Consider the following 23548-nt stretch of genomic DNA (forward strand, 5'->3'; position numbering starts at 1 on the left):
CCCGCCAACCAGCCGACGGGAGGCGCGGCGCAGGAGACGAAGCCCGCGGGCCCGACGGCGGCCCAGATCGCCGCCGCGGCCCACGCGGCGGCCATCAAGGGCGCGGCGCACGGCGACGAGCACCCGCAGGACCACGTGGGGGTCCGCTCGGACGAGCACGCGCTCGGCAGGGGGGAGGGTGCGGCGACGGTGCCGGCCGGTCACGAGGACGGGCAGGTGCACGCCTTCCCCGAGGACTCCGGCCCGTGGTCCGGTGACGACGCCTCTTCGGTCGAGGCGACCGAGCACACCGAGCCCGCGGTCGAGGTCGAGTCCGAGGTCCCGGACGCCGTCGGTGCGGCCCCCGAGCCGGCTCACGAGCCCGCGCACGAGCCCGCTGAGGAGCCCGTCCAGGAGCCGGTGGCCGAGCCGGCACCGGTCGCCCGAGGTCGACGTCGCCGCGGGCGGGTCGTCGCCCCCGCTGGACCGCCCCGTCACGCGAGTGCGGGCGGCGACGGCGCCGGGAGCGAGCAGGCCTGACGCCGGTTTGGTCCGGAACCCCGGAGCCGGTAATCTAGATCCTCGGTGCGCCCACCGGGCCCGTGTTGACGGGCCGGTGCCGAAAGCGGCGTCCATCCTGATTGAGTAGAGAGTGAGTTTGACGTGTACGCGATTGTTCGCGCTGGTGGCCGCCAGGAGAAGGTGTCCGTGGGCGATGTGCTCCTCATCGACAAGGTGACGGGCAAGGCCGGCGACTCCGTCGAGCTCACCCCGCTCCTCGTCGTCGACGGTACGACCGTCACCTCCGACGCCGACAAGCTGGCGAAGGTCTCGGTCAAGGCCGAGGTCGTCAAGGCGGCCAAGGGTCCCAAGATCGTCATCATGAAGTACAAGAACAAGACCGGCTACCGCAAGCGTCAGGGCCACCGTCAGCCGCTGACCCAGGTCAAGATCACGGCGATCGACGCCTGATCCACCCGGATCCTCAACCCAGACTCACGAGAGAAGGACTGACATGGCACACAAGAAGGGTGCGTCCTCGACCCGCAACGGTCGCGACTCGAATGCCCAGCGCCTCGGTGTGAAGCGCTTCGGTGGTCAGCAGGTCAACGCCGGCGAGATCCTCGTCCGCCAGCGCGGCACCCACTTCCACCCGGGTGAGGGTGTCGGCCGCGGTGGCGACGACACGCTGTTCGCCCTCGTGGCCGGTGCGGTCAAGTTCGGCACCAAGCGTGGCCGCAAGACCGTCAACATCGAGCAGCTCGAGACCGCTGCTGCAGAGTGATCCTCGCGATCACCAGCTGATTTCTCCGGAAGGGCGGGCCGTGTGGCCCGCCCTTCCGCCTTTGCCGGCCGAGCGGCATACCGGAATGAGGTGGCAGTCTCGCACGCTCGCGAGTGCCACCCACCCGGCTCAAGCCCATGTATGCCGCCGCCGACCCTTGATCTGGAAGAGTGACCTCTCATGGCAGTGAACTTCGTCGACCGCGTCGTGCTCCACCTCAGCGCGGGCTCCGGTGGCCACGGCGTCGCGTCCGTCAAGCGCGAGAAGTTCAAGCCGCTCGGCGGCCCCGACGGTGGCAACGGCGGCCATGGGGGCTCCGTCGTCCTGCGGGTCGACCCGCAGTCGACGACGCTCCTCGAGTACCACCGCCACCCGCACCGCAAGGCCGACAACGGCAAGCCCGGTGCCGGTGACGAGCGCAACGGCGCCGACGGCGAGGACCTCGTCCTGCCCGTGCCCGAGGGCACCGTCGTCAAGGACTCCTCCGGAACGATTCTCGTCGACCTCGTCGGCATGGGCACCGAGCACATCATCGCCCGCGGCGGCCGCGGCGGCCTCGGCAACAAGGCCCTCGCGTCGGCGCGCCGCAAGGCCCCCGGCTTCGCGCTGCTCGGCGAGCCCGGCGAGGAGGTCGACGTCGTGCTCGAGCTGAAGACGCTCGCCGACGTCGCGCTCATCGGCTATCCGAGCGCCGGCAAGAGCTCCCTCGTCTCGGTCCTCTCGGCGGCCCGGCCGAAGATCGCCGACTACCCGTTCACGACCCTCGTGCCCAACCTCGGTGTCGTCACCGCCGGCTCGAGCCGCTTCACCGTCGCGGACGTGCCGGGCCTCATCCCCGGCGCCCACGAGGGCAAGGGCCTCGGCCTCGAGTTCCTGCGCCACGTCGAGCGGTGCTCTGTCCTCGTCCACGTCATCGACTGCGCGACGCTCGAGCCCGGGCGTGACCCGATGAGCGACCTCGACGTCATCGAGACCGAGCTGTCGCTCTACGTGCCCGACGCCGACCTCGGTGGCCGCCCGCTCGCCGAGCGCACCCGCATCGTCGTGCTCAACAAGGCCGACGTGCCCGAGGCGCGCGAGCTCGCCGAGATGGTCAAGCCCGACCTCGAGGCCCGGGGGCTGGAGGTCTTCATCGTCTCCGCCGTCGCCCACGAGGGCCTCAAGGAGCTCACCTACGCGATGGCGCGGCACGTCGAGGCGGCCCGCAGAGAGGTCGAGCAGGTCGTCCCGCAGCGCATCGTGCTCCGGCCGCGCTCGGTCGACGACACGGGGTTCACCGTCACGAAGGAGAACGGTCCCGACGGGCCCTTCTACCGGGTCACGGGCGAGCGGCCCATCCGCTGGGTCCGCCAGACCGACTTCTCCAACGACGAGGCCGTCGGCTACCTCGCCGACCGCCTCGCCCGCCTGGGCGTCGAGGACGAGCTCTACAAGGTCGGTGCCGTCGCGGGCGACACGGTCGTCATCGGGGCCACCGACGACGCGGTCGTCTTCGACTGGGAGCCGACGCTCCAGTCGGGTGCCGAGCTGCTCGGCTCGCGCGGCACCGACCTGCGCCTGTCCGAGTCCTCGCGTCCCACGCGGGACGAGAAGCGCGAGGCCTACCAGGACCGGTATGCCGCCCGTGCCGCCACCCAGGAGGAGCTCGAGCAGGAGCGTCGCGCGGGCCTCTGGCACCTGCGTGACGAGGACGACACCACCGACTGACTGTCCGCAGGCCGACCCGACCGCACGCCGGGTCCGGCGGTCGCCCGACGTCTTCCGGAGCCGGCCAGCCCTTATCGTTGCGCCATGAGCTCGTGGGGCGCGCTGTGGCGCCGGGGCCACCTCGGGACCGAGGCGGACCGGGCGACCTTCCGTACCCTCCACACGGCCCTGCTCGCCTCCCCTCCCCTCCGCGAGGGGCTCAGCCCGGCGGCCGCCGAACGCTCCCTCAAGCACCTGCGGGCCCTCCTCGGCACGCCCGCCGTGGCGATGACGGACACGAGCCGGACGCTGGCCTGGGACGGGGGCCACCCAGGTCACGCCAGCCAGCCGTCGACGGTCGCCGCGGGGACCCTCACGCACGGCCGGACCGTCGTCGTCGACGGTGAGGACGTCACGTGCGCCGACCCCGCGTGCGTCGTCCGACAGGCGATCGTCGCGCCGCTCGAGGTCGAGGAGAAGGTCGTCGGGACGCTCCAGGTCTTCACGAGCCACGCCTCCGCCGGCCTCGTGCGGGCCACGAACGAGGTCGCCCGCTGGGTCTCCGGACAGCTCGAGCTCGCCGAGCTCGACGCCTCGCGGACCCGGCTCATGGAGGCCGAGGTCAGGGCCCTCCGGGCGCAGATCAGTCCGCACTTCATCTACAACTCGTTGACGGCCATCGCCTCGTTCACGCGGACCGACCCCGAGCGTGCCCGCGAGCTGCTCCTCGACCTCGCGGAGTTCACCCGCTACTCGTTCCGTCGCCACGGGGAGTTCACGACCCTCGCCGAGGAGCTGCGCTCGATCGAGGCTTACCTCGTCATCGAGAAGGCGCGGTTCGGCGACCGGCTCGCCGTGACGGTCCGGGTCGCGCCCGAGGTGCTCCCCGTCGTCGTGCCCTTCCTCTGCCTCCAGCCGCTCGTCGAGAACGCCGTACGGCACGGCCTCGAGGGTAAGCCCGGCCGCGGGGAGATCAGCATCCTCGCTCACGACGCCGACCACGAGTGCGTCGTGACGATCGAGGACAACGGCGTGGGGGAGGACCCCGAGCGGGTCCGCCGGGCCCTCGCCGGCGACCCGGCGACCGACTCGGTCGGCCTCGCCAACGTCGACGAGCGGCTCCGGGCCGCCTTCGGCGACGAGTACGGCCTCGTCGTCGAGACGGCGCAGGGCGCGGGGGCGCGGGTCGTCGTCCGGCTGCCGAAGTTCCGACCGGGGGTACACCTGTGACCGGAGCCCAGCACGTCGCCGAGGCCGGGGCCGCCAGCGAGACCGACGGTGCACGGACGCGCCCTCTGCGCGTCCTCGCCGTCGACGACGAGGCACCTGCCCTCGACGAGCTCGTCTGGATGCTCGAGCGCGACGAGCGCATCGGAGAAGTGCTCTCGGCTGGCTCGGGCGAGGCCGCCCTGCGCATCCTCCACGAGGAGGCCGTAGACGCCATCTTCATGGACGTGCAGATGCCGGGGCTCACGGGGCTCGACCTCGCCCGCGTCCTCACCCGGTTCTCGACGCAGCCGCCCGTGGTCTTCGTCACCGCCCACGAGCGGCACGCCGTCGACGCCTTCGAGCTCTACGTCGTCGACTACGTCCTCAAGCCGGTCCGCGAGGAGCGGCTCGCCGAGGCAGTCCGACGGGTGGCCCGGCGGATCGAGGGCCGTGAGGCACCCGCGGGCGCGGCCGACGACACCATCGTCGTCGAGCTGGGCGGGGTGAGCCGCCGGATCGCCCGAGCCGACGTGCTGTTCGTCGAGGCCCAGGGCGACTACGCGCGGCTGCACACGCGCGCCGAGAGCCATCTCGTCCGCGTCCCCCTGACGACCCTGGCCGAGCAGTGGCGCGACGCAGGCTTCGTGCGGATCCACCGGTCGTTCCTCGTCTCGCTCGGGCACATCGCCGAGTGGCGCACGGAGGGCGGGCGCTGCACCGTCATGGTCGGCGGCCACGAGCTGCTCGTGAGCCGGCGTCACACGCGTGCGCTGCGCGACCTCCTCGTCCGACGGGCCCAGCCGGAGGGGAGAGGAACCCCGTGAGCCCCGACTCGGGCCCGCAGCGGGTGCGCGTGACCAGTCCCCGCACGTCGGCCGCGCGCGCCCGGTCCGTGTCGATCGCCTCCGAGATCGATGCCCAGACCCGCCTCGGCGAGGTCTACATCACCTCGCTCATGCGCAGCCAGCTACGCCTGGCGCTTCTCGTCGTCGCCGTCCTCGGCCTGACACTCGGTGCCCTCCCGCTCCTCTTCGACCTCGTGCCGGCCGTCGGGCGGCTCGCCGTCGCCGGCATACCCCTGCCGTGGCTGCTTCTCTCCGTCGTGGCCTTCGCGGAGATCTGGGTGCTGGGGTGGCTCTACGTGCGCCAGGCCGAGCGCAACGAGGCGACCTTCAGCGACCTGCTGGACGGGCGATGAACAACGCCGCGAGCATCGTGGCGGTCGTCCTCGTGTCCGTGGCCTCGCTCGCCGTCGGAGCCTTCGGCCTGCGGTTCTCGCGGACCATGAGCGACTTCTACGTCGCCTCGCGCGGGGTCGGCCCCACGCTCAACGCGTCGGCCATCAGCGGCGAGTACCTGTCGGCGGCGTCGTTCCTCGGCGTCGCCGGCCTCATCCTCGCCCGCGGGGTGGACATGCTCTGGCTGCCGGTCGGCTGGACCGCCGGCTACCTCATGCTCCTCGTCTTCGTCGCCGCCCCGCTGCGGCGCTGCGGTGCCTACACGCTGCCCGACTTCGCCCAGCTTCGGCTCGAGTCGCTCAGCGCGCGACGGGTCTCGAGCGCCCTCGTCGTGGCGATCGGCCTGCTCTACCTCATCCCGCAGTTCCAGGGTGCCGGGCTGACCCTGCGCACCCTGACCGGCGCCCCGTCCTGGGTCGGTCAGGTGGCCGTCGCCCTCGTCGTCTGCCTCAACGTGCTCCCCGGCGGCATGCGCAGCGTCACCCTCGTGCAGGCCTTCCACTACTGGCTCAAGCTCGTGGCCCTCCTCACCCCGCTGTTCTTCCTGCTGGGGGCCGCGTCGAACGGGGGAGGACGCGCCACCCCCGCTGCGCTGGACGCCGCCGAGTGGGTCGAGCCGCTGGGGCGCGAGCACGCCCTCTACCTGACCTACTCCCTCGTCGTCGCCACCTTCTTCGGCACGATGGGGCTCCCGCACGTCGTCGTCCGCTTCTACACCAACCGCGACGGCCGGGCCGCCCGACGCACGACGCTCGTCGTCCTCGCCCTGCTCGGCTGCTTCTACCTGCTGCCGATCCTCTACGGCGTCCTCGGCCGGCTCCTCGCCTTCGACCTCGTCGCGAGCGGGCGCACCGACTCCGTCGTCCTCGAGCTGCCGAGCCGCGTGCTCGAGGGCCCGCTCGCCGAGGGGCTGACCGCGCTCCTCGCGGCCGGTGCCTTCGCGGCGTTCCTGTCCACCTCGACCGGTCTCGTCGTGTCCGTCGCGGGCGTCCTCAGCCAGGACCTCTTCCGCTGGGGAGGTCGGCCGTACCACGGGATCCGCGCCTTCCGCCTCTCGACGGTCCTCACCGTCGGCGTCGCCGTCATGCTCACCTTCATCTCGGCCGGGGTTCCCGTCGCCCACGCCGTCGAGCTCGCCTTCGCCGTCGCGGCCTCGACGTTCTGCCCCATGCTGCTGCTCGGCATCTGGTGGCGGGGCCTGACCCCGGTCGGCGCCATCGCCGGGCTCGTCGTCGGGGGCGGCCTGTCCATGTCCGCCGTCGTCGCGACGACCTTCGGTGTCGACCGGGACGGCTGGCTGGGGGCCGTGCTGTCCCAGCCCGCCGCGGTCACGATGCCCCTCGCTGTTGCGACGATGGTGCTCGTCTCGCTCGCCACCCCGGGCCGCCGTCCCGAGCACGTGGCGCAGACGATGGTCCGGCTCCACGCGCCGGAGCACATCAGCCTCAACCGGGGTCCGTTCCAGCCGGAGCACTGACCGCTCGTCGCGCGGGCGCGACCGCTCATCGCAGGTGACACGGCATACGGCGAACGCTCCGCGCCGCTGGGCGACGCGGGCATCGCGGGCCCGCCACGCCGGCCTCGCGTCCATCTACGGTGACCTTCGCCGGACCAGGTCCGGCGGGTGCGCGGTGACCGGCGAGAGGACGTCCCCTCTCCTGCCGATGACAGGGGCTTTGGCAGCGTCCGGCGCCGGGCAGCCCAGCAGGTCCGACCATCACCCTCGAACAATCACCCGTGGAGGTGGCAACTGTGAGCAAAGACGCTCCAGAACGCGTGGTCGACGACGTCTACGTCGCCATGCAGGAATCCGATGAGTTCGCCGAGCTGCGGACGAAGTTCCGCTCCTTCGTCTTCCCGATGACCGCGCTCTTTCTCGCGTGGTACTTCCTCTACGTGCTCCTGTCCGTGTGGGCCAAGGACTTCATGGGCACCCGGGTGCTCGGCAACATCACGTGGGGGCTCATCCTCGGGCTCCTCCAGTTCGTGTCGACCTTCGCGATCACGATGATCTACGTCCGCTGGGCCGACCGCGAGTTCGACCCGCGGGCCAAGGCCGTCGCCGAGAAGATGGGGAGCCAGAACCGATGAGTGCCCTGTTCCCCTCCCTCGCCCCCGCCGCCACGACGACCGTCGGCAACCCGACGATCAACATCGCGATCTTCGCGCTGTTCGTCGTCGTCACGCTCGCCATCGTCATCCGCGCCTCGAAGAACAACCGCAGCGCGGCCGAGTACTACGCCGGGGGGCGCGCCTTCAGCGGCCGCCAGAACGGCATCGCCATCGCCGGCGACTACCTCTCGGCGGCCTCGTTCCTCGGCATCGCCGGAGCCATCGCCATCAACGGCTACGACGGTTTCCTCTACTCCATCGGCTTCCTCGTCGCCTGGCTCGTCGCGCTGCTCCTCGTCGCCGAGCTGCTGCGCAACACCGGCAAGTACACGATGGCCGACGTCCTCAGCTTCCGGCTGCGCCAGCGCCCGGTCCGGATGGCCGCGGCGATCTCCACGCTCGTCGTATCCTTCTTCTACCTGCTCGCCCAGATGGCCGGCGCCGGTGGACTCGTGGCCCTGCTCCTCGGCATCACCGACGCCTGGGGCCAGCGGATGGTCATCGTCGTCGTCGGCATCATCATGATCTTCTACGTCATCTACGGCGGGATGAAGGGCACGACCTGGGTTCAGATCATCAAGGCGGTCCTGCTCATCATCGGTGCCGGCCTCATGACGCTCTGGGTCCTCGGCACGTTCGGGTTCAACCTCTCGACCCTGCTCGGCGACGCGTCTGACGCGTCGGTGGCGGCGACCGGCAAGGACCTGCTCCAGCCCGGCCTGCAGTACAAGAACCCGGTCGACTTCATCTCCCTGGCGATGGCGCTCGTCCTCGGGACGGCCGGCCTGCCGCACGTGCTGATGCGCTTCTACACCGTCCCGACCTCCAGGGAGGCGCGCAAGTCGGTCGAGTGGGCGATCTGGCTCATCGGCATCTTCTACCTCTTCACCCTCGTCCTCGGGTTCGGCGCTGCCGAGCTCGTCGGGGCCAAGGCGATCAAGGCCGCTCCCGGCGGGGCCAACTCCGCGGCTCCGCTCCTCGCCTTCGAGCTGGGCGGTGAGATCCTCCTCGGCATCATCTCCGCCGTCGCCTTCGCCACGATCCTTGCGGTCGTCGCCGGCCTGACGATCACGGCGAGCGCGAGCCTCTCGCACGACGTCTACAACACGCTCGTCAAGCACGGCCGGGCGACGCCGGAGGAGGAGGTCAAGGTCGCGCGGATCGCCGCGCTCGTGCTCGGCGCGATCGCGATCGTCGGTGGCATCTTCGCGATGGGCCAGAACATCGCCTTCCTCGTGGCGCTGGCCTTCGCCGTGGCCGCGAGCGCGAACCTCCCGACGATCCTCTACTCGCTCTTCTGGAAGCGGTTCAACACCCGCGGCGCGCTCTTCAGCATCTACGGCGGTCTGGTCAGCGCCATCACGCTGATCCTGTTCTCGCCGGTGGTGTCGGGCAAGCCGGTCGACCCGGTGACGGGCAAGAGCCCGTCGATGCTCCAGGGCGTCGACTTCCACTGGTTCCCGCTCGACAACCCGGGCATCATCTCGATCCCGCTCGGGTTCGTCCTCGGCTACCTCGGGACCGTGACGAGCAAGGAGTTCAACGCGGCGAAGTACGCCGAGATGGAGGTGCGGTCGCTCTCCGGCTACGGAGCCGAGGGGGCTACCCACCACTGATCGAGGCAGCGGGCCGGTCGTGGCCGCGAATGCGCACACCGCGTTCGCGGCCACCACCATGTCGTATGCCGCGTACCTCCTCCCGTCGAGACCCGCGCTCGGTCTCTGCCCCGGTCGGGCCCTGGCCCGACGAGTCTCGCGGTCTTGGGATCCCACCCGCTCCACCACCTCGCCGCGGCGGAGAAGCTGTGGCGTGGGACGGGGTTCCGGCCGCGGTTTCTTCGCCGGGGCGGAGAAGCTGTGCGAGAGGAAGGCGGGGAGGGGGCCGGGGGAGCGGCTGCCGTTGTCAGAGGACGACGAGGTCGTCGCGGTGGATGACCTCGCGCTCGTACTCCGGGCCGAGATCGGCCGCGAGCTCCCGGGTCGAGCGACCAAGCAGGCTCGGAAGCTCGGCGGAGCTGTAGTTGACGAGGCCGCGGGCGATCCGGACGCCGTCGGGGGAGCAGACGTCAACGGGGTCCCCGTCGTGGAAGGTGCCCTCGACGGCCGTGATGCCTGCGGGCAGCAGCGACTTCTTTCGGTGCACGAGCGCGGCGACGGCGCCCGCGTCGATGATGAGGCGACCGCGGGCCGTCGTGGCGTGCTCGAGCCAAAGCCGACGCGACCGGCCCCGGACGCCCATCGGCAGGAAAATCGTCCCCACGTCCTCGCCCCCGAGGACCTCGGTGACCCGGTCGGCCGCGGTGACCGCAGTCGTCACACCGGCTGCGGTCGCGATGCGGGCCGCCTCCACCTTGGTCGTCATCCCACCGGTGCCGACCTTCGAGCCGCTGCCCCCGATCACGACGTGGGCGAGGTCCTGGGGGCCGCGAACCAGCGGGATCCGGGACGTCCCGGCCCTGCTCGGCGGACCGTCGTAGAGCGCGTCGACATCGGACAGCAGGACGAGCGCGTCGGCGTCGATGAGGTGAGCCACGAGGGCGGCGAGCCGGTCGTTGTCGCCGAACCGGATCTCGCTCGTCGCGACCGTGTCGTTCTCGTTGACGATGGGCAGGACCCGCAGGTCGAGGAGTCGCTCCAGGGTGCGTCGGGCGTTGGCGTAGTGCGACCGTCGCGTGACGTCGTCCGCCGTGAGGAGCACCTGGCCCACCGTGATCCGATGCATCCCGAACGCGTGGGTGTAGGCGGCGAGGAGGGCGCCTTGCCCGACAGAGGCGGCCGCCTGCTGCGTCGCGAGGTCGCGCGGCCGAGTGCTGAGGCCGAGCGGCTGGAGCCCGGCCGCGATGGCGCCCGAGCTGACGAGGACGACCTGCGTGCCCTCGGCGTGCTTGCGGGCCAGCGCGTCGGCCAGGGAGACGAGCCGGTCGTGGTCGATGTCGCCGTCGGATCCCGTCAGCGAGCTCGACCCGACCTTGACGACGAGGCGGCGAGCGCTGCTGATGACCGAACGGGGGGACACGGCCCAACTCTAGTGAGGGGTGAGCCCCCCGGCGGGTCGGGCAGCCAGGTGTCGAGACGACCATCGGGCGGGCGCCCGGCCTGGCACCCTGCTAAACGCCGGACACACGATGGGGTCGAGGGGCGGTCGACGTGCGGCCGAGGGGCGAGATCCGCGTGCTCGTGATCGGCGCCCGCGCCTACGCTTGAGGCATGTCCGCAGCCATCGACCCCGCCGTCGTCGAGCACGTGACCGCGCTCGCCGACCGGGCCCGCGTCGCCTCCCGACGCCTCGCGCTCATGTCCCGTGCCGACAAGGACGCCGCCCTCCTGCGTCTCGCCGATGCCGTCGAGGCGGCGACCCCGGCGATCCTCGCCGGCAACGCCGGGGACCTCGAGCGTGGGCGTGGCGCGGGCATGTCCGAGAGCCTGCAGGACCGGCTGCGCCTCGACGAGGCCCGGGTCGCGGCCGTCGCCCAGGCACTGCGCGACGTCGCCGCCCTGCCCGACCCCGTCGGGGAGGTCGTCCGTGGCTCGACCCTCGCCAACGGCCTGCAGATCCGTCAGGTGCGTGTGCCGATGGGCGTCATCGGGATGATCTACGAGGCGCGACCCAACGTCACCGTCGACGCCGCCGGCCTCTGCCTCAAGTCGGGCAACGCCGTCATCCTGCGCGGAGGGTCGGCCGCGGCCGGCAGCAACCACGCGCTGGTCGAGGCCATGCGTGCCTCCCTGGCGGAGCAGGGCCTGCCGGCCGACGCCGTCACGCTCCTCGAGGAGGGCGGCCGCGACGCGGCGCGCGCGCTCATGACGGCTCGCGGCCATGTCGACCTCGTCATCCCGCGCGGTGGTGCCGACCTGATCCAGACCGTCGTGCGCGAGTCGACGGTCCCGGTCATCGAGACCGGGATCGGCGTCTGCCACGTCTACGTCGACCGCGCCGCCGACCTCGACAAGGCGCTCGCGATCACCCTCAACGCCAAGACGCAGCGACCGAGCGTCTGCAACGCGGCTGAGTCGCTCCTCGTCCACCGTGACGTCGCCGTCGACTTCCTGCCGAAGGTCCTGACCGACCTGGCCGGGGCGGGGGTGCGGCTGCACGTCTCGCCCGAGGTCGCGCCGCACGCGGACGCGGCGGGAGCGGCATACGCCATCGCGAGCGAGGCCGACTTCGGCACCGAGTGGCACGGACTCGAGCTGAGCGTCGCGCTCGTCGACGACCTCGACGAGGCGATGGACCGCATCCGCCGCTTCGGGACGGGTCACACGGAGGCGATCGTGACCGAGGACCGGGGCGCGGCCCGGCGGTTCACGGCGGAGGTCGACGCCGCCGTCGTCATGGTCAACGCGAGCACCCGGTTCACCGATGGGGGCGAGTTCGGCTTCGGCGCGGAGATCGGCATCTCGACCCAGAAGCTGCATGCCCGCGGTCCGATGGCGCTGCCCGAGCTGACGACGACGAAGTGGGTCGTCGACGGTGACGGGCAGGTGCGCTGACCCGGACGGCGTCTGCGTAGGATTCGAGGATGGAAGGTACTGAGGTCCGCAAGCTCGCCGAGCTCGAGGACGACCACTGGTGGTACCGCGAGCGGCGGCACCTCCTGGCCACGGCGATCAGCGGTCTCGCCCCTGGCCGGGCCATCGACATCGGGGCCGCCGGCGGCGGCAACACCCGCGTCCTGCGCGAGCACGGCTGGGACGCCGTCGCGCTGGAGTACGGCGCAGAGGGCGCCGAGGTGGCGCACGATCGCGGTCTGGCGACGCTTCGGGGCGACGCGACGCGGCTGCCGATCGCCGACGCCTCGCTCGACCTCGTCGTCTCCTTCGACGTCCTGGAGCACCTTCACGACGACGACGGCGCCGTCCGTGAGGTCCGGCGCGTCCTCAAGCCGGGAGGGACCTACCTCGTCGCGGTGCCGGCCGACCCGCGCCTCTGGTCGAGCCATGACGAGGCGGTCGACCACATCCGCCGCTACACCCGCCAGGGTCTCGTCGACCTGCTCGAGCGAGGCGGCTTCGACGTCCAGCAGGTCCAGTCGTGGAACGTCCTGCTCCGCCCGGTGGTCGCGGTGCGACGCCGCAGGAGCAACGGCTCCGATCTCGAGGACCTCCACCCGGTCGTCAACCTCGGGTTGCGCACGATCATCACGGCGGAGCGCTACCTGCCGGTCAAGAGCCTTCCGGGGGTCAGCCTGCTCGTCCGGGCCCAGCCGCGCGGCTGAGCCCGGACGAGCAGGCCAGCGGGGCCGCCCGCGGGTCGGCCCCGCAGGCGCTCAGCGACTCACGTATGCCGCTGGGCCGGCTCCGTCACCGCCGGGCCCGACGTCGTGGCGGGCACGGAGGCCGCCGCCGGGACCGGAGCAGGGACCGGAGCAGGGGTGGCGACCGGCGCGGCGTCCGGGACGGGCGCGCCGGCAAGAGGCCCCGACGCCGGGGTGGCAGGGAGCGGCGTGCTCGTCGGGTTGTGCTCACGCCCGACCGTCGTCAGTGAGTCGTAGGCGATGAAGTACGTCGGGCGGCCCTGCATGTGGGCGTACATCCGCCCGATATACTCACCGAGGATGCCGACGCACACGAGCTGGACGGCGCCGACCCCGGAGACGATGGCGACGGTCGAGGTCCAGCCCGCGACGGTGTGGCCCTGGGCCCGGGCCACGAACGTGTAGATGAGCAGCATGGTTGCGAGGACCGCACCCCCGAGGCCGGCGAAGGTCGCCATGCGCAGCGGGGCGGTCGAGAAACCGGTGAGTGAGTCGAGCGAGAGCTTGATCATCTTCATGAGCGGGTACTTCGAGGAGCCGGCCGCCCGCTCGTCGCGCTTGTACTCGACCGTGTCCGACGGGAAGTTGAGGGCCGGGACGATGAACCGGAGGACCCGGTTGTGCTCCGGGAGGCTGTTGACCGCGTCGACCGTGGCCCGGGACATGAGGCGGAAGTCACCGGCGTCGGAGTGGGCGGAGGTCTGCGACATGAGGCCGATGAGCCGGTAGAAGGCCCGGGCCGACACCCGCTTGAACCACGTGTCGGTCGACCGGTCGTTGCGCACGCCGTAGACGACGTCGACGCCGTCGTCCTTGGCGGCCTTCAGCATCAGGGGGATGACCTCGGGCGGGTCCTGGAGGTCCGCGTCGAGCGTCACGACGTAGTCGCCGAGGGCGCTCGCCAGCCCGGCCGAGATCGCGGCCTGGTGACCGGCGTTGGCCCGGAGCCGGATGACGCGCAGGTGCGGCCACTCACGGTGGTAGCGCTGCAGCAGGGCCGCGGTGAGGTCGGAGCTCCCGTCGTCGACGGCGACGACCTCGTAGGAGGTCGCGAGGCCGTCGAGGATGGGGCGCAGCCGCTCGACGAGGAGGGGGAGCACCTCCTCCTCGTTGTACATGGGGATGACGACGGACAGCTCGGGCACCATGGGTTCTAGGGTACGGCCGTGGGGTGAGGGGAACTGTCACCCGCCTGTGGACGAACCATGGCATCACGCGCTGCTAGCGTCACGGTTCGTGACCTCGAAGGCCGCCCCGCGCCCCGGTGACGCCGTCCACGGGCGCTTCAGCAAGTGGGGTGGCGGCCGCCACTGGGAGTGGACGGCCCGCTACCTGCGGGCCGACGAGCACGGCCACTGGTTCTTCGCGCCGGCGGGGACGGTGTGCTCCCGCCCGGGAGTCTGCTTCGTCGCGGAGGACCCGTGGGTCTCCCTGGTCCCCCGCGACGCCGGCTGGGTCGCCGGGTTCTACCCCCGGTCCAAGCCGATCAGCCTCTACGTCGACATGGCGACCCCGGCCACGTGGCGGCAGCTCGCCCCCGCGGTGTGGGAGGTCACGATGGTCGATCTCGACCTCGACGTGGTCCTGCGTCGCGAGGGTCACCTCTTCGTCGACGACGAGGACGAGTTCGCAGTGCACCAGGTCGACCTCGACTATCCTCCCGAGATCATCGAGCTGGCACGTCGGACGAGCGATGTCGTGTACGACGCCATCGCCTCCGGCGTGGAGCCCTTCGCGACGGTCGGCTTCGACGTCCTCGACGCCGCGGTGGCGGGTGGTCCCGCAGAGCGCTGAGCCGCGGCCGACCGGCGAACCCGGCCCAGCGGCATACGCCGGCACTGGGGGGAGACGTCCTGCGTCGACCGTCCCGGGTGGGCGCTAGGCTGGCCACATGTCTGATCGTGTCCTGACGCTTGCCGCGACGGAGCAGGCCGCCCGCGAGCTCCCCATGCCCGTGATCGCCTACTTCCTCGTCACCTTCGCGCTGTTCCTCGTCGCGCTCGCGGTCACGTGGAGCTTCCGCAACACCGCCTACAAGATCCAGGCGCCCCGCCACCACGCCGAGCCGCACCAGGCGATCGAGCACGACGGGTCGCAGCACTGAGCATGCGCCTCGGCGTCATGGGTGGGACGTTCGACCCCATCCACCACGGCCACCTCGTGGCCGCGAGCGAGGTGCAGTCGCTCTTCGACCTCGACGAGGTCGTCTTCGTGCCGACGGGGCAACCGTGGCAGAAGGCCGAGCGGCACGTCTCGCCTGCCGAGGACCGCTACCTCATGACCGTCATCGCGACGGCCTCCAACCCCCGTTTCACGGTCAGCCGGGTCGACATCGACCGACCCGGTCCCACCTACACGATCGACACGCTGCGCGACATCCGCGCTGCACGGCCCGACGCCGAGCTCTTCTTCATCACCGGGGCCGACGCCCTCGCCGAGATCCTCTCGTGGAAGGACGCCGATGGGCTGTGGGACCTCGCCCACTTCATCGGGGTGACCCGGCCGGGGCACGAGCTGTCCGACAAGGGGCTGCCCGAGGAGCGCGTCACGCTCCAGGAGGTCCCCGCCATGGCGATCAGCTCCACCGACTGCCGCGCCCGCGTCGCCGCCGGCGAGCCTGTCTGGTACCTCGTGCCCGACGGCGTCGTCCAGTACATCAACAAGTACAGCCTGTATGCCGCTGGGTCGCGTCCCGCCGGTATCCGCGCTGCCGACCCCTCCCCGTCACCAGGAGAACCGTGACCGCCACCCCCCGTTCCCTCCAGCTCGCCAAGGTGGCCGCGCTGGCCGCCGAGGAGAAGATCGCCGACAAGGTCCTCGCCATCGACGTCAGCGACCAGATGCCGCTCACGGACGTCTTCGTCCTCGCCTCCGCCGCCTCGGAGCGGCAGGTCGGCGCGATCGTCGACGAGGTCGAGGACCGGCTGCGTGAGCAGGGCTGCAAGCCGATCCGCCGCGAGGGCGAGCGCGAGGGCCGTTGGGTGCTCATCGACTTCGGCGACATCATCGTCCACGTCCAGCACGAGGAGGAGCGCGAGTACTACGCGCTCGAGCGCCTCTGGAAGGACTGCCCCGAGGTCGACCTCGCAGCCGTCGAGGCCCTTGCCCGGCCCGTCGCGGCGGCCGCCGAGGACGACGAGGCGTGACCTCCGGGCCGGGCCCGCGGCGCATCGTCATCGTCAGGCACGCCCAGACCGTCGACAACGCGGCCCGCGTCTGGCAGGGCCACAAGGACTCCGAGCTGTCCGAACGCGGCCGCGAGCAGGTGCTCGCGGCCGCTCCGCATCTCGCGGCCTACCATCCGGTGCTCATCGTCTCCAGCGACCTCCAGCGCGCTGCGGCGACGGCCGATGCGATCGCGGCCCTCACCGGGCTCGAGGTGCGGCTCGACGCCCGGCTCCGTGAGGTCCATGTCGGGGAGTGGCAGGGACTCCACGCCGACGAGGTCCGGGCCCGCTACCCCGAGGTCGTCGCCGCGCTCGACCGCGGTGAGGACGTGCCGAAGGGGGTCACCGGTGAGACGCGTGCCGACGTCGCCGCCCGGGCCGGAGCGGCAGTGCGCGACGTTGCCGAGGCGCTGGCTGCCGGTGAGACCGGCATCGTCGTGGCGCACGGCGTCTCGGGTCGGGCCGCTGCCGCCGAGCTCGTCGGCCTGTCCCAGGACGTCTCGGACGCGATCTTCCGTGGTGTCGACAACTGCCACTGGATCGAGCTCGTCGAGGTGTCCGAGAGTTTCTCCGAGGCCACTCGGTGGCGGATCGCCGGCTGGAACCTCGGTCCCTGGAGGGTCTGAAGGACCCGGGTCCGGGGCTCGTCCGGCCGATTTGAGGTCTGGCCCGGATATTGGCTATGGTTACGCAGTCGCCTCACGGAGGAGACACCCGAAAGGGGCTGTGGCGCAGCTGGTAGCGCACCTGCATGGCATGCAGGGGGTCAGGGGTTCGAGTCCCCTCAGCTCCACCAGACGAGAGGGACCGGACGGATCCGTCCGGTCCCTCTCCGCTTTCCGTCGACTGGTTGCCCTGCGGTTGGTTGCCCCGCGGTTGGCCGCCCAGCGGCTGGTCGGCCTGGTGGCCCTCGGCGGTCGCTGGCCCTGCTCACGGGCAGGCATGGAACGGCTTTGCGCCCGTCGGCGCGTCGGACTCGACCCGGTCGATGCGCAGCGGCGTGGCGCCGACGGCCGGAACCAGTCGGTAGGCGAGGTCCCAGACGAGGCAGTCCGACGCCCGGTCGGGTGCATCCCTCGGCGACTGGTGTGACGTGAACGTCACGTGGGCGGTCATCGCTCCGCCTGTCCCGGCGTCGGTCGAGGTGAGGGTGATCCCGGCATAGCTCGTCGTTGCGTAACCGGCCGACCACGCCGAATAGCTGCCCAGGCGTCTGCGGGCCGCACTGGTGTAAAGCGCATAGGCATCGCGGAACCGCTGCTCGGTGATCGCGGTGAAGAACGCCGACAAGGTCGTCGCAGCCCGGCGCGCGGCCGAGTCGTTGACGAGGCTGGGGTCCAGCTGCACGACTCCCACGGTGGTCTGGACCGGGACCGGGACCGAGTCCGTCGCCGTGTTGGTGGTTGCGCTCGTTGCCGTATCCGTGGCCGGGCTGGTCGGAGCGCTTGAGGTCGGGGTCGGCGTCTCGTCACTCGGACTGCCGGTCGTCAGGGTCGACGGACTGAGAGAGGGGCCCAATGTCACCGAGGTGGGCCCCGAGGCGCTGCCGGAGTCCTGGGCGTTGCGCATGAACAGGTACACGAGGGCCGACAGAGCGAGGACCGCAAGCGCGGCCGCGACGACCAGGCCCACCGAGGGTCGCCGACGGCCTTCGGTCGCTCGGGCCCCGGTGGGCGCGTCGACCGAAGCGGGTGCGGGGGTCCGAGCGAGGAGCCCGGTCCGGGCGGCGCAACCTCAGGCCGGCGGGGCGCTGCGGGAGGTGGTGCTGGTGGCTGTGGCTCCGGCGGGGGTGGCGGGTATGCGCGCTCCGCGGCCGCGGGGGGCGGACCTCCCACACCCTCAGTCGGGGGTTTCGACTCGACGTGTCTGACCGGCGTTCCGCACAGCGGGCACTCGACCCGACCGGGCGGGACCTCCGTGCCGCAGACTTCGCACGTCACGGCTATCCCAGCAGAGCGCCCACGGCGGTGACCAAGGCACTGACCACCTGGGAGAGGGATGCGAGACCGCCCACGGTCTTGACGACGCCGTCCAGCATCCCGGTCAGGTGCTCCCGGCGTCTCGGCTCGCGGTGGACCTCCTTCTCCAAGGCGTCGAGCTGCCCCGTCGCCTGGGCCACGATGACGGCTGTCTGGGCGTCGGCGTCCTCGAGCGCGTCCAGGTGGGACCGAAGCTGGGCGATCAGGGTCAGCACCTCCTTCGTGGCCTCGTTGGTGCGCGATGCGCTCATGGTCACCTCGGCCGATGCGCCCGCCCCGGCCGCCAGCGCCGAGGAGTCGACCGTCGAGTTGTGGATGGTGATCGACGCTGGTTGTGGGTCGGGTCGAGGTCCTGTCATGACGGGCTCCCTGGGTTGGTGCGGGCCGCGTGGCTCGCGTTCGAGGCGAAGTTCGCGATCCTGGACATGGGGCTCGAGCCGCTGGCCAGGGCGGAGTTCTGGACGCTCGAGTTGCTGATCAGCGTGCTGTTGTAGAGGTTCATCACCCGTGATCCGAACTCCTGGGGGTCGAGCCCGAACTCCTCGAGCGTGTCGACGACCGATGCGACGACGCGACGCTCGACGAGGGCCACCCGTTGTTCGGCGTCGAGGTTCTGGAAGAAGACCGGCGACTGCCGTGCCCCGAGCTCTCGGACGCTCATCCGGGCGCCGTAGTCGAAGGACAGCCGGTCGGAGATCGACCGCTCCTCCTGCCTCGCCCGCATCGTGCGGGTCAGCGCCCGCACGGCATACTCCGCCAGGTGCACCGGCGACATCGGTGCGACCCTGACGAGGTCGAGCACCGAGGAGCCGACGCACCGGGCCGCGACCCCACCGTTGAGCTTCTCGTAGGCATCGATCTCGTGGTACACGGGCTTGATCGACGGAAGCACCGTGGCGACGAGCTCGAGGAAGAGCATGCTGCCCTGGACGGCGGTGTAGATGAAGACGGACACCTCGACCTCGCCCTCCCAGGCCGAGATCCGCGTGACCTGGTAGTGCCTCTCCGGACCCCGCTCGCCGCTGGCGACCCGCAGCACGTGGTCCCAGTCCACGCGGGTGACGGGCAGGTGGCTGTCGGGGTCGAGATACGGCGAGGTCTCGGGCAGCATCCCGGACACGTAGAGCCGGTCGCGGATCGACAGTGCCTGCAGCCGCTCGTTCTCGGGCAGGTCAGCCGTGGCCAGCCCTGCGATCGCGCGCCTGAGCCGGTCGTACAGCACCAGGGCCGAGAACTCACCGTCGGGCCGGCTCGGCGGCCGGGCTCCGCCGCCGTCGCCGGACGAGCCGAGCGGGCTGGGCACGAACGTGCCCGTGGCCTCACGCAGCGGGATGGCGAAGGACCAGGCCCGGGTGATGTCACCCGAGCCGACGAAGGGCTTCGTGGTCACACTCTCTGAGAACACCGTGACGTTCGAGTCACGGATGTGGTCGAGGTAGCTCAGCCGGCGCCGCGCCCACCGCGGTTCCTCCGGCGCTGCCGAGGTGGAGAACCGTTCGCGCTGCAGCTCGTTGACGACCGTGGCGTGGACGGAGATCCGGTGCCAGGCGAGCACTCCGACCACCGCGAGCGCCATGGTGACGGCGATCGCCGTGGTCGCCACGCCGCTGCCGCCCACCTCGGCGACCTGGAACCCACCGTTGGGGTCGAGGACGTACTCGAGCGAGGGAGTCGCAGAGGCCTGCACCCTGGTGTTGAGCAGGAGCAGCAGACCCGCTGCAAGCAGGACGACCAGCGTCCCGACGATCGAGCTGAAGTCACGGGCGGCGAAGGCCGTGAGGAGCCGCAGGAGCAGGACGACGCCGTAGAGGGCAAGCACGAGAAGAGCGAGATCCGAGGGCAGGCACACCACCAGCACGGTGAGCAGGAGGCAGATGACGCCGTCCCGCGCCAGGACGCGCTTGTTGGCCGTCAGGCAGTGTCGCGCGATGGGCGCCACGTCGATGCCGTACGACGGGGCCACGCCACGGTGGGCCGGGTAGAGGACCTCCTCCAGGACCCGTCGCATGAAGGTCGAGTCGAGGTAGGCGGCGGCGCAGAGGTAGCGGGTCGCGTTGCTGAACTCACCCTGCGCGACCACCCGACCCCGGGTCGGGTTCTGGATATCCGTCACGGAACGGCCCCCTGTCAACGACTGGCACCTCGGACCTCCATCCACCAGATGCCCGGTGCGTTCGAATGATCCAGCGTTGTGTTTCGAGGCTACGCGTGGTGGGGGCCCCTTATGACGGCTTTCTCCGAATCGTCAGGGACCCGCCGGCCCCGGTCCCCGCTCGCATCCCGGTGCGAGCTCGCGCGTCAGCGCGCGACGCGTACGGGTCGGCTCGTGGGAGCGAGCACACGGTGGTACGCGGCTTCGTACCCGTCGGCCATCGTCTCGGCGGCGAACCGGGTGGCGACGTCGGCGCGGCAGTCGCGGGGATCGAGGAGCGCGGCTCTGTGGATCGCAGCGGGCAGCTCGTCAGGCGTATCGACGACGATTCCCGTGACCCCGTGCACGACGACCTCCGCGACCGATCCGCGGCGCAGCGCGACCACGGGCGTTCCGCAGGCGAGCGCCTCTGCCATGACCAGTCCGAAGGGCTCCTCCCAGCAGAGCGGGAAGAGGAGCACGCGCGCCTCTGCGAGGATCCGCCGCTTCCGCGTCGCGTCCGCGGGGCCGGTGTCGATGACGTCAGGTCCCAGCCGAGGGCGGATCTCCCGTTCGTAGTAGGCGATCTCGACGGGCTCGGTGCACTTGCCTGCGAGCAGGATCGGCACGCCGGCGGCCCGGGCGGCGTCGATGGCCAGGTGCGGCGCCTTCTCGGGGTGGTAGCGGCCGAGGAAGACCGCGTAGTCCAGCTTGGCCTCGACGAACGGGTAGCTCAAGACATCGATACCGTTGTGGACCGTGGCGATCCAGTTGAGGTCAGGGGCAACGGCCCGCTGCGCGTCCGAGATGGCCACGAGCTGGACGGCCTTCCCGAGCGGTCGGTAGAGCTCGGCGAGGTCGGTGGTGGGGCCGTGCACGGTCACCACGGTGGGTGTCCGCCGCCCGATCGCGAGGAGCGCACCCGCGAGGGTGTGGTCGTGGACGAGGTCGACCTCCTCGCAGGCGAGGCGCTGGGCCACCCGTGCGGCGTTGACGACCTCGGGAACGGCGTCCCCGAGCCGGACGGACGACGGCTGCGCGAACGTGCGGACGAAGCGTTGGGCCCGCGTCCCGTTGTGACCGGCCGCCAGCAGCGTCACGTGGTGACCGCGGTCGACGAGCGAGTCGACGAGCGACGCGATGACCGCCTCGACGCCGCCGTAGCCCTCCGGCGGGACGCCGAAGTAGGGCGGGGCCACCATCGCGATCCGTAGCGGGGTCTCGTGAACCCGACCGCTTGCCTCCGCGGTGATCGTCATGGACATGGCGTCCCCTCTCCGTGCGGGACGGGCGGGACCTCCGCGACGCCGCCCGTGCCAGCGTCGTACCCGGGCGGATGGGTGCCTAACCGGTCGTGCGCTCATGGGCTCGCCGCCTCGTCCGGTCCGGCGACAGGCGGGCGCACGCTCCATCCGTGCTCGTCGACGAAGATTCCGACGATCTCTGACCCGACGTGGACGCGGTCGACCTCGAGAGGCAGGAAGCGGTCCGGCACGGCGGGCTGGAGCGTCAGGGCGGTCGACGGCAGGTCCGGGTGGAGCCCGAGCATCGAGCGGAGCAGGAGGAACGGGGTGGCGGCCGCCCAGGCCTGCGGCGCGCACGACGTGGGGAAGGGGACCGGGATGGAGAACTCCTCCTTGCCGAAGCCGCAGAACAGCTCGGGGAGCCGGTCCCCGAACGCGGCCGCGGCCTCGATGATCCCGAGCTCGACCCGCTCTGCCTGCGCGTCGAACCCGTACCGGCGCAACCCGGCGGCGACAATCGCGTTGTCGTGGGGCCAGACCGACCCGTTGTGGTAGCTCATGGGGTTGTAGGCCCCCATCGAGCGACCGAGAGTGCGGACTCCGAAGCCGGTGAACATCTCGGGCCCGAGCAGGGTGGAGGCGACGTCAGCGGCATACGCCTCGTCGACGATGCCGGTCCACAGGCAGTGACCCATGTTGGAGGCCATGGCGTCGACGGGTCGCTTGTACCGGTCGAGGGCCAGGGCGTAGTAGCCCCGGTCCGGCAGCCAGAAGGCCGCGTTGAACCGTTCCTTGAGCTCGGCAGCCCGCGCTGTGCAGTCCGCCGCGAGTGCGGAGTCACCGGTTGCCGACGCCAGCTCGGCCCGGCCCAGGAGAGCCGCGTAGACGTAGCCCTGCACCTCGGCCAGGGCGATCGGAGGCTCGGCCAGGCTTCCGGAGGCGAAGCTGATGCCGTCGAAGGAGTCCTTCCAGCCCTGGTTGAGCAGGCCACGGTCCGTGGCCCGCTGGTACTCGACGAAGCCGTCACGGTCGCGATCACCGTGGCGCTCGACCCAGTCGAGGGCGCGGTCGGCGTGCGGCAGGAGAGCGGCCACCTGGTCGGGGGGAAGTCCCCAGCGGCGGGTCTCGGCGAGGAGCATCACGAAGAGCGGCGTCGCGTCCACGGTGCCGTAGTAGACGTGGCCACCGCGGGCGGTCGGCAGGGTGGCGGGCAGGGTGGCCAGACCCGAACGGATCTCGTGCAGGATCTTCCCGGGCTCCTCCTCGCTGGCCGCGTCGACCTTCTCGCCCTGGAGCCCGGCGAGCGTGAGGAGCGTGCCGTGGGCGACCCTCCGGTCGGTCGGCAGGAGCATCCAGCTCGTGAGCAGCGAGTCACGGCCGAACACCGTCATGAACCACGGTGCCCCCGCGGCCATGACGACGCGGTCCGGGTGGAGCGGGTCGGTGATGCGCAGCCCCGAGAGGTCCTCCATGCCGTTCGCGACGAGCCGCTCGAGGTGCTCGTCGGGGCAGTGGACGTGCGGCGCGCGCTGTCGCCACTCGGCGTGCAGTGCTGCCGGGTGGCTCTCCGGCGACCGCACGTCGCCGTGGTACGGGCTGCTGAGGGGGACGCCGTCGATGTCGGGGACCACCTGCACCGAGACCGTCGAGCGCCCGCGTGGCGCGATGACGAGGTGCCAGGCGAGCCCCCCACGGCTCAGGACGGGATCGCCCGTGCCGGACACGGCAACGCCCCGCGACTCCGTCCCGTGGTCGAGGACCCGTCGCACCGCCTGTCCCTCCACCGAGGCGACGATCGCCCCGCCGTCGTGCACGCGACCCTCCTTGACCTGGAAGAGGCTCGCGAAGTCGGCGTCAACGGCGAGCGAGAGGCTCAGTGCCGTCGTCTCCTGTCCGAGGTTCTCGAGGGTGATGTCCTCGACGAGGCCGTCGCCGACGAAACGCTGACGGACGACGAGGAGCGTGCTGTCCCCGGCGCCCGCGCGGGGCCTGCGCCGGGCGACGTGCGTCGCCGTGTACGGCCCGGTCGAGGCCACCGACAGTGGCTCGAGATCCTCCCCGTCGACCCGGAGCAGGTAGCGGGAGAGGAACCGCGTGTCGTGGACGAAGAGCCCCTCGAGGGCCGACGAGCCGAGGTCGCCGACACCGTCGGAGATGCAGAAGGTCCGGCCCTCGACGAGCGTCACCTCGCCGACCGCCGTCCGCATCGGTGGCGACCCGGTGTAGCCCCAGCCCTCGGTCATCCCTTCAAGGGCATCGCCGGG

Annotated in this window: 23 protein-coding genes, 1 tRNA gene and 1 pseudogene; 18 read left to right on the forward strand and 7 right to left on the reverse strand. The window is 71.4% G+C overall.

The genetic code is table 11. The annotated features are described in order from the left end of the window. The 10 genes and pseudogenes from N865_RS22960 to N865_RS02440 all read left to right on the forward strand — a co-directional run. Positions 1–519, forward strand: a pseudogene (locus tag N865_RS22960) (hypothetical protein); the annotation flags it as partial. Between the two features lie 123 nt (positions 520–642). Beyond that, on the forward strand, positions 643–951 hold the full coding sequence (gene rplU, locus N865_RS02400) for a 50S ribosomal protein L21 (protein ID WP_034801190.1): 309 nt from the start codon (positions 643–645) through the stop codon (positions 949–951). 43 nt (positions 952–994) lie between these two features. After that, complete coding sequence (gene rpmA / locus N865_RS02405) at positions 995–1264, forward strand: 50S ribosomal protein L27 (RefSeq protein WP_034801191.1); 270 nt, start codon at positions 995–997, stop codon at positions 1262–1264. Positions 1265–1444: 180 nt separating this feature from the next. Beyond that, positions 1445–2971, forward strand: a complete 1527-nt coding sequence (gene obgE, locus N865_RS02410) for a GTPase ObgE (protein ID WP_034801192.1) — start codon at positions 1445–1447, stop codon at positions 2969–2971. Positions 2972–3055: 84 nt separating this feature from the next. Next, positions 3056–4180 carry a sensor histidine kinase gene (locus N865_RS02415; protein WP_034801196.1) on the forward strand — a complete coding sequence of 375 codons (1125 nt, stop codon included), beginning with the start codon at positions 3056–3058 and terminating at the stop codon, positions 4178–4180. Next, positions 4177–4983: a LytR/AlgR family response regulator transcription factor gene (locus tag N865_RS02420; protein ID WP_084327873.1), complete on the forward strand. Its 807-nt coding sequence runs from the start codon at positions 4177–4179 to the stop codon at positions 4981–4983. Before N865_RS02415 ends, N865_RS02420 begins: the two co-directional genes overlap by 4 nt. Next, the gene (locus N865_RS02425; RefSeq protein WP_034801198.1) at positions 4980–5357 is read left to right on the forward strand and encodes a hypothetical protein; all 378 of its coding nucleotides are present in this window, start codon (positions 4980–4982) and stop codon (positions 5355–5357) included. The genes N865_RS02420 and N865_RS02425 overlap by 4 nt, the downstream gene beginning before the upstream one ends. Then, positions 5354–6874 carry a sodium/solute symporter gene (locus N865_RS02430; protein WP_034801200.1) on the forward strand — a complete coding sequence of 507 codons (1521 nt, stop codon included), beginning with the start codon at positions 5354–5356 and terminating at the stop codon, positions 6872–6874. The genes N865_RS02425 and N865_RS02430 overlap by 4 nt, the downstream gene beginning before the upstream one ends. Positions 6875–7149: 275 nt before the next feature. Continuing rightward, on the forward strand, positions 7150–7488 hold the full coding sequence (locus N865_RS02435) for a DUF485 domain-containing protein (RefSeq protein WP_034801201.1): 339 nt from the start codon (positions 7150–7152) through the stop codon (positions 7486–7488). Continuing rightward, positions 7485–9125, forward strand: coding sequence for a solute symporter family protein (locus N865_RS02440; RefSeq protein ID WP_034801204.1), 1641 nt, complete (start codon positions 7485–7487; stop codon positions 9123–9125). Before N865_RS02435 ends, N865_RS02440 begins: the two co-directional genes overlap by 4 nt. A 286-nt stretch (positions 9126–9411) precedes the next feature. Here the strand turns inward: N865_RS02440 and proB are convergent, their stop codons facing one another. Further along, positions 9412–10524, reverse strand: a complete 1113-nt coding sequence (gene proB / locus N865_RS02445; RefSeq protein WP_034801206.1) for a glutamate 5-kinase — start codon at positions 10522–10524, stop codon at positions 9412–9414. Positions 10525–10715: 191 nt separating this feature from the next. Here proB and N865_RS02450 point away from each other — a divergent pair, with 191 nt between their 5' ends. Together N865_RS02450 and N865_RS02455 are read left to right on the forward strand one after the other, a co-directional pair. Then, entirely contained in the window at positions 10716–11999 is a 1284-nt protein-coding gene (locus N865_RS02450; protein WP_051509938.1) for a glutamate-5-semialdehyde dehydrogenase, read from the forward strand. A 29-nt stretch (positions 12000–12028) separates the two neighbouring features. Next, positions 12029–12724, forward strand: coding sequence for a class I SAM-dependent methyltransferase (locus N865_RS02455; protein WP_034801208.1), 696 nt, complete (start codon positions 12029–12031; stop codon positions 12722–12724). Between the two features lie 59 nt (positions 12725–12783). Here the strand turns inward: N865_RS02455 and N865_RS02460 are convergent, their stop codons facing one another. Beyond that, the gene (locus tag N865_RS02460) at positions 12784–13911 is read right to left on the reverse strand and encodes a glycosyltransferase family 2 protein (RefSeq protein WP_084327874.1); all 1128 of its coding nucleotides are present in this window, start codon (positions 13909–13911) and stop codon (positions 12784–12786) included. 88 nt (positions 13912–13999) lie between these two features. On the opposite strand from N865_RS02460, the gene N865_RS02465 reads away from it, so the two are divergent. From N865_RS02465 to N865_RS02490, 6 genes are all read left to right on the forward strand, one after another. Next, the gene (locus N865_RS02465; RefSeq protein WP_051509940.1) at positions 14000–14557 is read left to right on the forward strand and encodes a DUF402 domain-containing protein; all 558 of its coding nucleotides are present in this window, start codon (positions 14000–14002) and stop codon (positions 14555–14557) included. 97 nt (positions 14558–14654) lie between these two features. Then, positions 14655–14867, forward strand: coding sequence for a hypothetical protein (locus N865_RS02470; RefSeq protein WP_034801210.1), 213 nt, complete (start codon positions 14655–14657; stop codon positions 14865–14867). 2 nt (positions 14868–14869) lie between these two features. Beyond that, positions 14870–15505 carry a nicotinate-nucleotide adenylyltransferase gene (gene nadD / locus N865_RS02475; RefSeq protein WP_084327876.1) on the forward strand — a complete coding sequence of 212 codons (636 nt, stop codon included), beginning with the start codon at positions 14870–14872 and terminating at the stop codon, positions 15503–15505. Then, positions 15502–15909, forward strand: coding sequence for a ribosome silencing factor (rsfS, locus tag N865_RS02480; RefSeq protein WP_034801211.1), 408 nt, complete (start codon positions 15502–15504; stop codon positions 15907–15909). The genes nadD and rsfS overlap by 4 nt, the downstream gene beginning before the upstream one ends. Next, the gene (locus tag N865_RS02485) at positions 15906–16556 is read left to right on the forward strand and encodes a histidine phosphatase family protein (RefSeq protein ID WP_034801214.1); all 651 of its coding nucleotides are present in this window, start codon (positions 15906–15908) and stop codon (positions 16554–16556) included. The genes rsfS and N865_RS02485 overlap by 4 nt, the downstream gene beginning before the upstream one ends. Before the next feature lie 94 nt (positions 16557–16650). Continuing rightward, a tRNA-Ala gene (locus tag N865_RS02490) sits at positions 16651–16726 on the forward strand. A 134-nt stretch (positions 16727–16860) separates the two neighbouring features. Here the strand turns inward: N865_RS02490 and N865_RS21535 are convergent. The 5 genes from N865_RS21535 to N865_RS02520 all read right to left on the reverse strand — a co-directional run bounded on the left by N865_RS21535 (position 16861) and on the right by N865_RS02520 (position 23527). After that, positions 16861–17277 carry a hypothetical protein gene (locus N865_RS21535; protein ID WP_157557522.1) on the reverse strand — a complete coding sequence of 139 codons (417 nt, stop codon included), beginning with the start codon at positions 17275–17277 and terminating at the stop codon, positions 16861–16863. Positions 17278–17872: 595 nt separating this feature from the next. Continuing rightward, complete coding sequence (locus N865_RS02505; RefSeq protein WP_034801221.1) at positions 17873–18268, reverse strand: hypothetical protein; 396 nt, start codon at positions 18266–18268, stop codon at positions 17873–17875. Then, entirely contained in the window at positions 18265–20022 is a 1758-nt protein-coding gene (locus tag N865_RS02510) for a hypothetical protein (protein WP_157557523.1), read from the reverse strand. The genes N865_RS02505 and N865_RS02510 overlap by 4 nt, the downstream gene beginning before the upstream one ends. 185 nt (positions 20023–20207) lie before the next feature. After that, positions 20208–21305: a glycosyltransferase family 4 protein gene (locus N865_RS02515; protein WP_211244839.1), complete on the reverse strand. Its 1098-nt coding sequence runs from the start codon at positions 21303–21305 to the stop codon at positions 20208–20210. Positions 21306–21400: 95 nt separating this feature from the next. After that, a complete protein-coding gene (locus N865_RS02520; protein ID WP_051509945.1) occupies positions 21401–23527 on the reverse strand; it encodes an amylo-alpha-1,6-glucosidase in 2127 nt (708 codons plus the stop codon). Positions 23528–23548 lie beyond the last annotated feature (21 nt).

This window comes from Intrasporangium oryzae NRRL B-24470, assembly GCF_000576595.1.
GTDB lineage: Bacteria > Actinomycetota > Actinomycetes > Actinomycetales > Dermatophilaceae > Intrasporangium_C > Intrasporangium_C oryzae.

Coding starts and splice junctions, on each gene's coding strand:
- rpmA (WP_034801191.1), top strand. CDS start 995: ATGGCACACAAGAAGGGTGCGTCCTCGACCCGCAACGGTCGCGACTCG.
- obgE (WP_034801192.1), top strand. CDS start 1,445: ATGGCAGTGAACTTCGTCGACCGCGTCGTGCTCCACCTCAGCGCGGGC.
- N865_RS02415 (WP_034801196.1), top strand. CDS start 3,056: ATGAGCTCGTGGGGCGCGCTGTGGCGCCGGGGCCACCTCGGGACCGAG.
- N865_RS02430 (WP_034801200.1), top strand. CDS start 5,354: ATGAACAACGCCGCGAGCATCGTGGCGGTCGTCCTCGTGTCCGTGGCC.
- N865_RS02440 (WP_034801204.1), top strand. CDS start 7,485: ATGAGTGCCCTGTTCCCCTCCCTCGCCCCCGCCGCCACGACGACCGTC.
- N865_RS02450 (WP_051509938.1), top strand. CDS start 10,716: ATGTCCGCAGCCATCGACCCCGCCGTCGTCGAGCACGTGACCGCGCTC.
- N865_RS02455 (WP_034801208.1), top strand. CDS start 12,029: ATGGAAGGTACTGAGGTCCGCAAGCTCGCCGAGCTCGAGGACGACCAC.
- N865_RS02460 (WP_084327874.1), bottom strand. CDS start 13,911: ATGGTGCCCGAGCTGTCCGTCGTCATCCCCATGTACAACGAGGAGGAG.
- N865_RS02470 (WP_034801210.1), top strand. CDS start 14,655: ATGTCTGATCGTGTCCTGACGCTTGCCGCGACGGAGCAGGCCGCCCGC.
- nadD (WP_084327876.1), top strand. CDS start 14,870: ATGCGCCTCGGCGTCATGGGTGGGACGTTCGACCCCATCCACCACGGC.
- N865_RS02505 (WP_034801221.1), bottom strand. CDS start 18,268: ATGACAGGACCTCGACCCGACCCACAACCAGCGTCGATCACCATCCAC.
- N865_RS02515 (WP_211244839.1), bottom strand. CDS start 21,305: ATGTCCATGACGATCACCGCGGAGGCAAGCGGTCGGGTTCACGAGACC.
- N865_RS02520 (WP_051509945.1), bottom strand. CDS start 23,527: ATGACCGAGGGCTGGGGCTACACCGGGTCGCCACCGATGCGGACGGCG.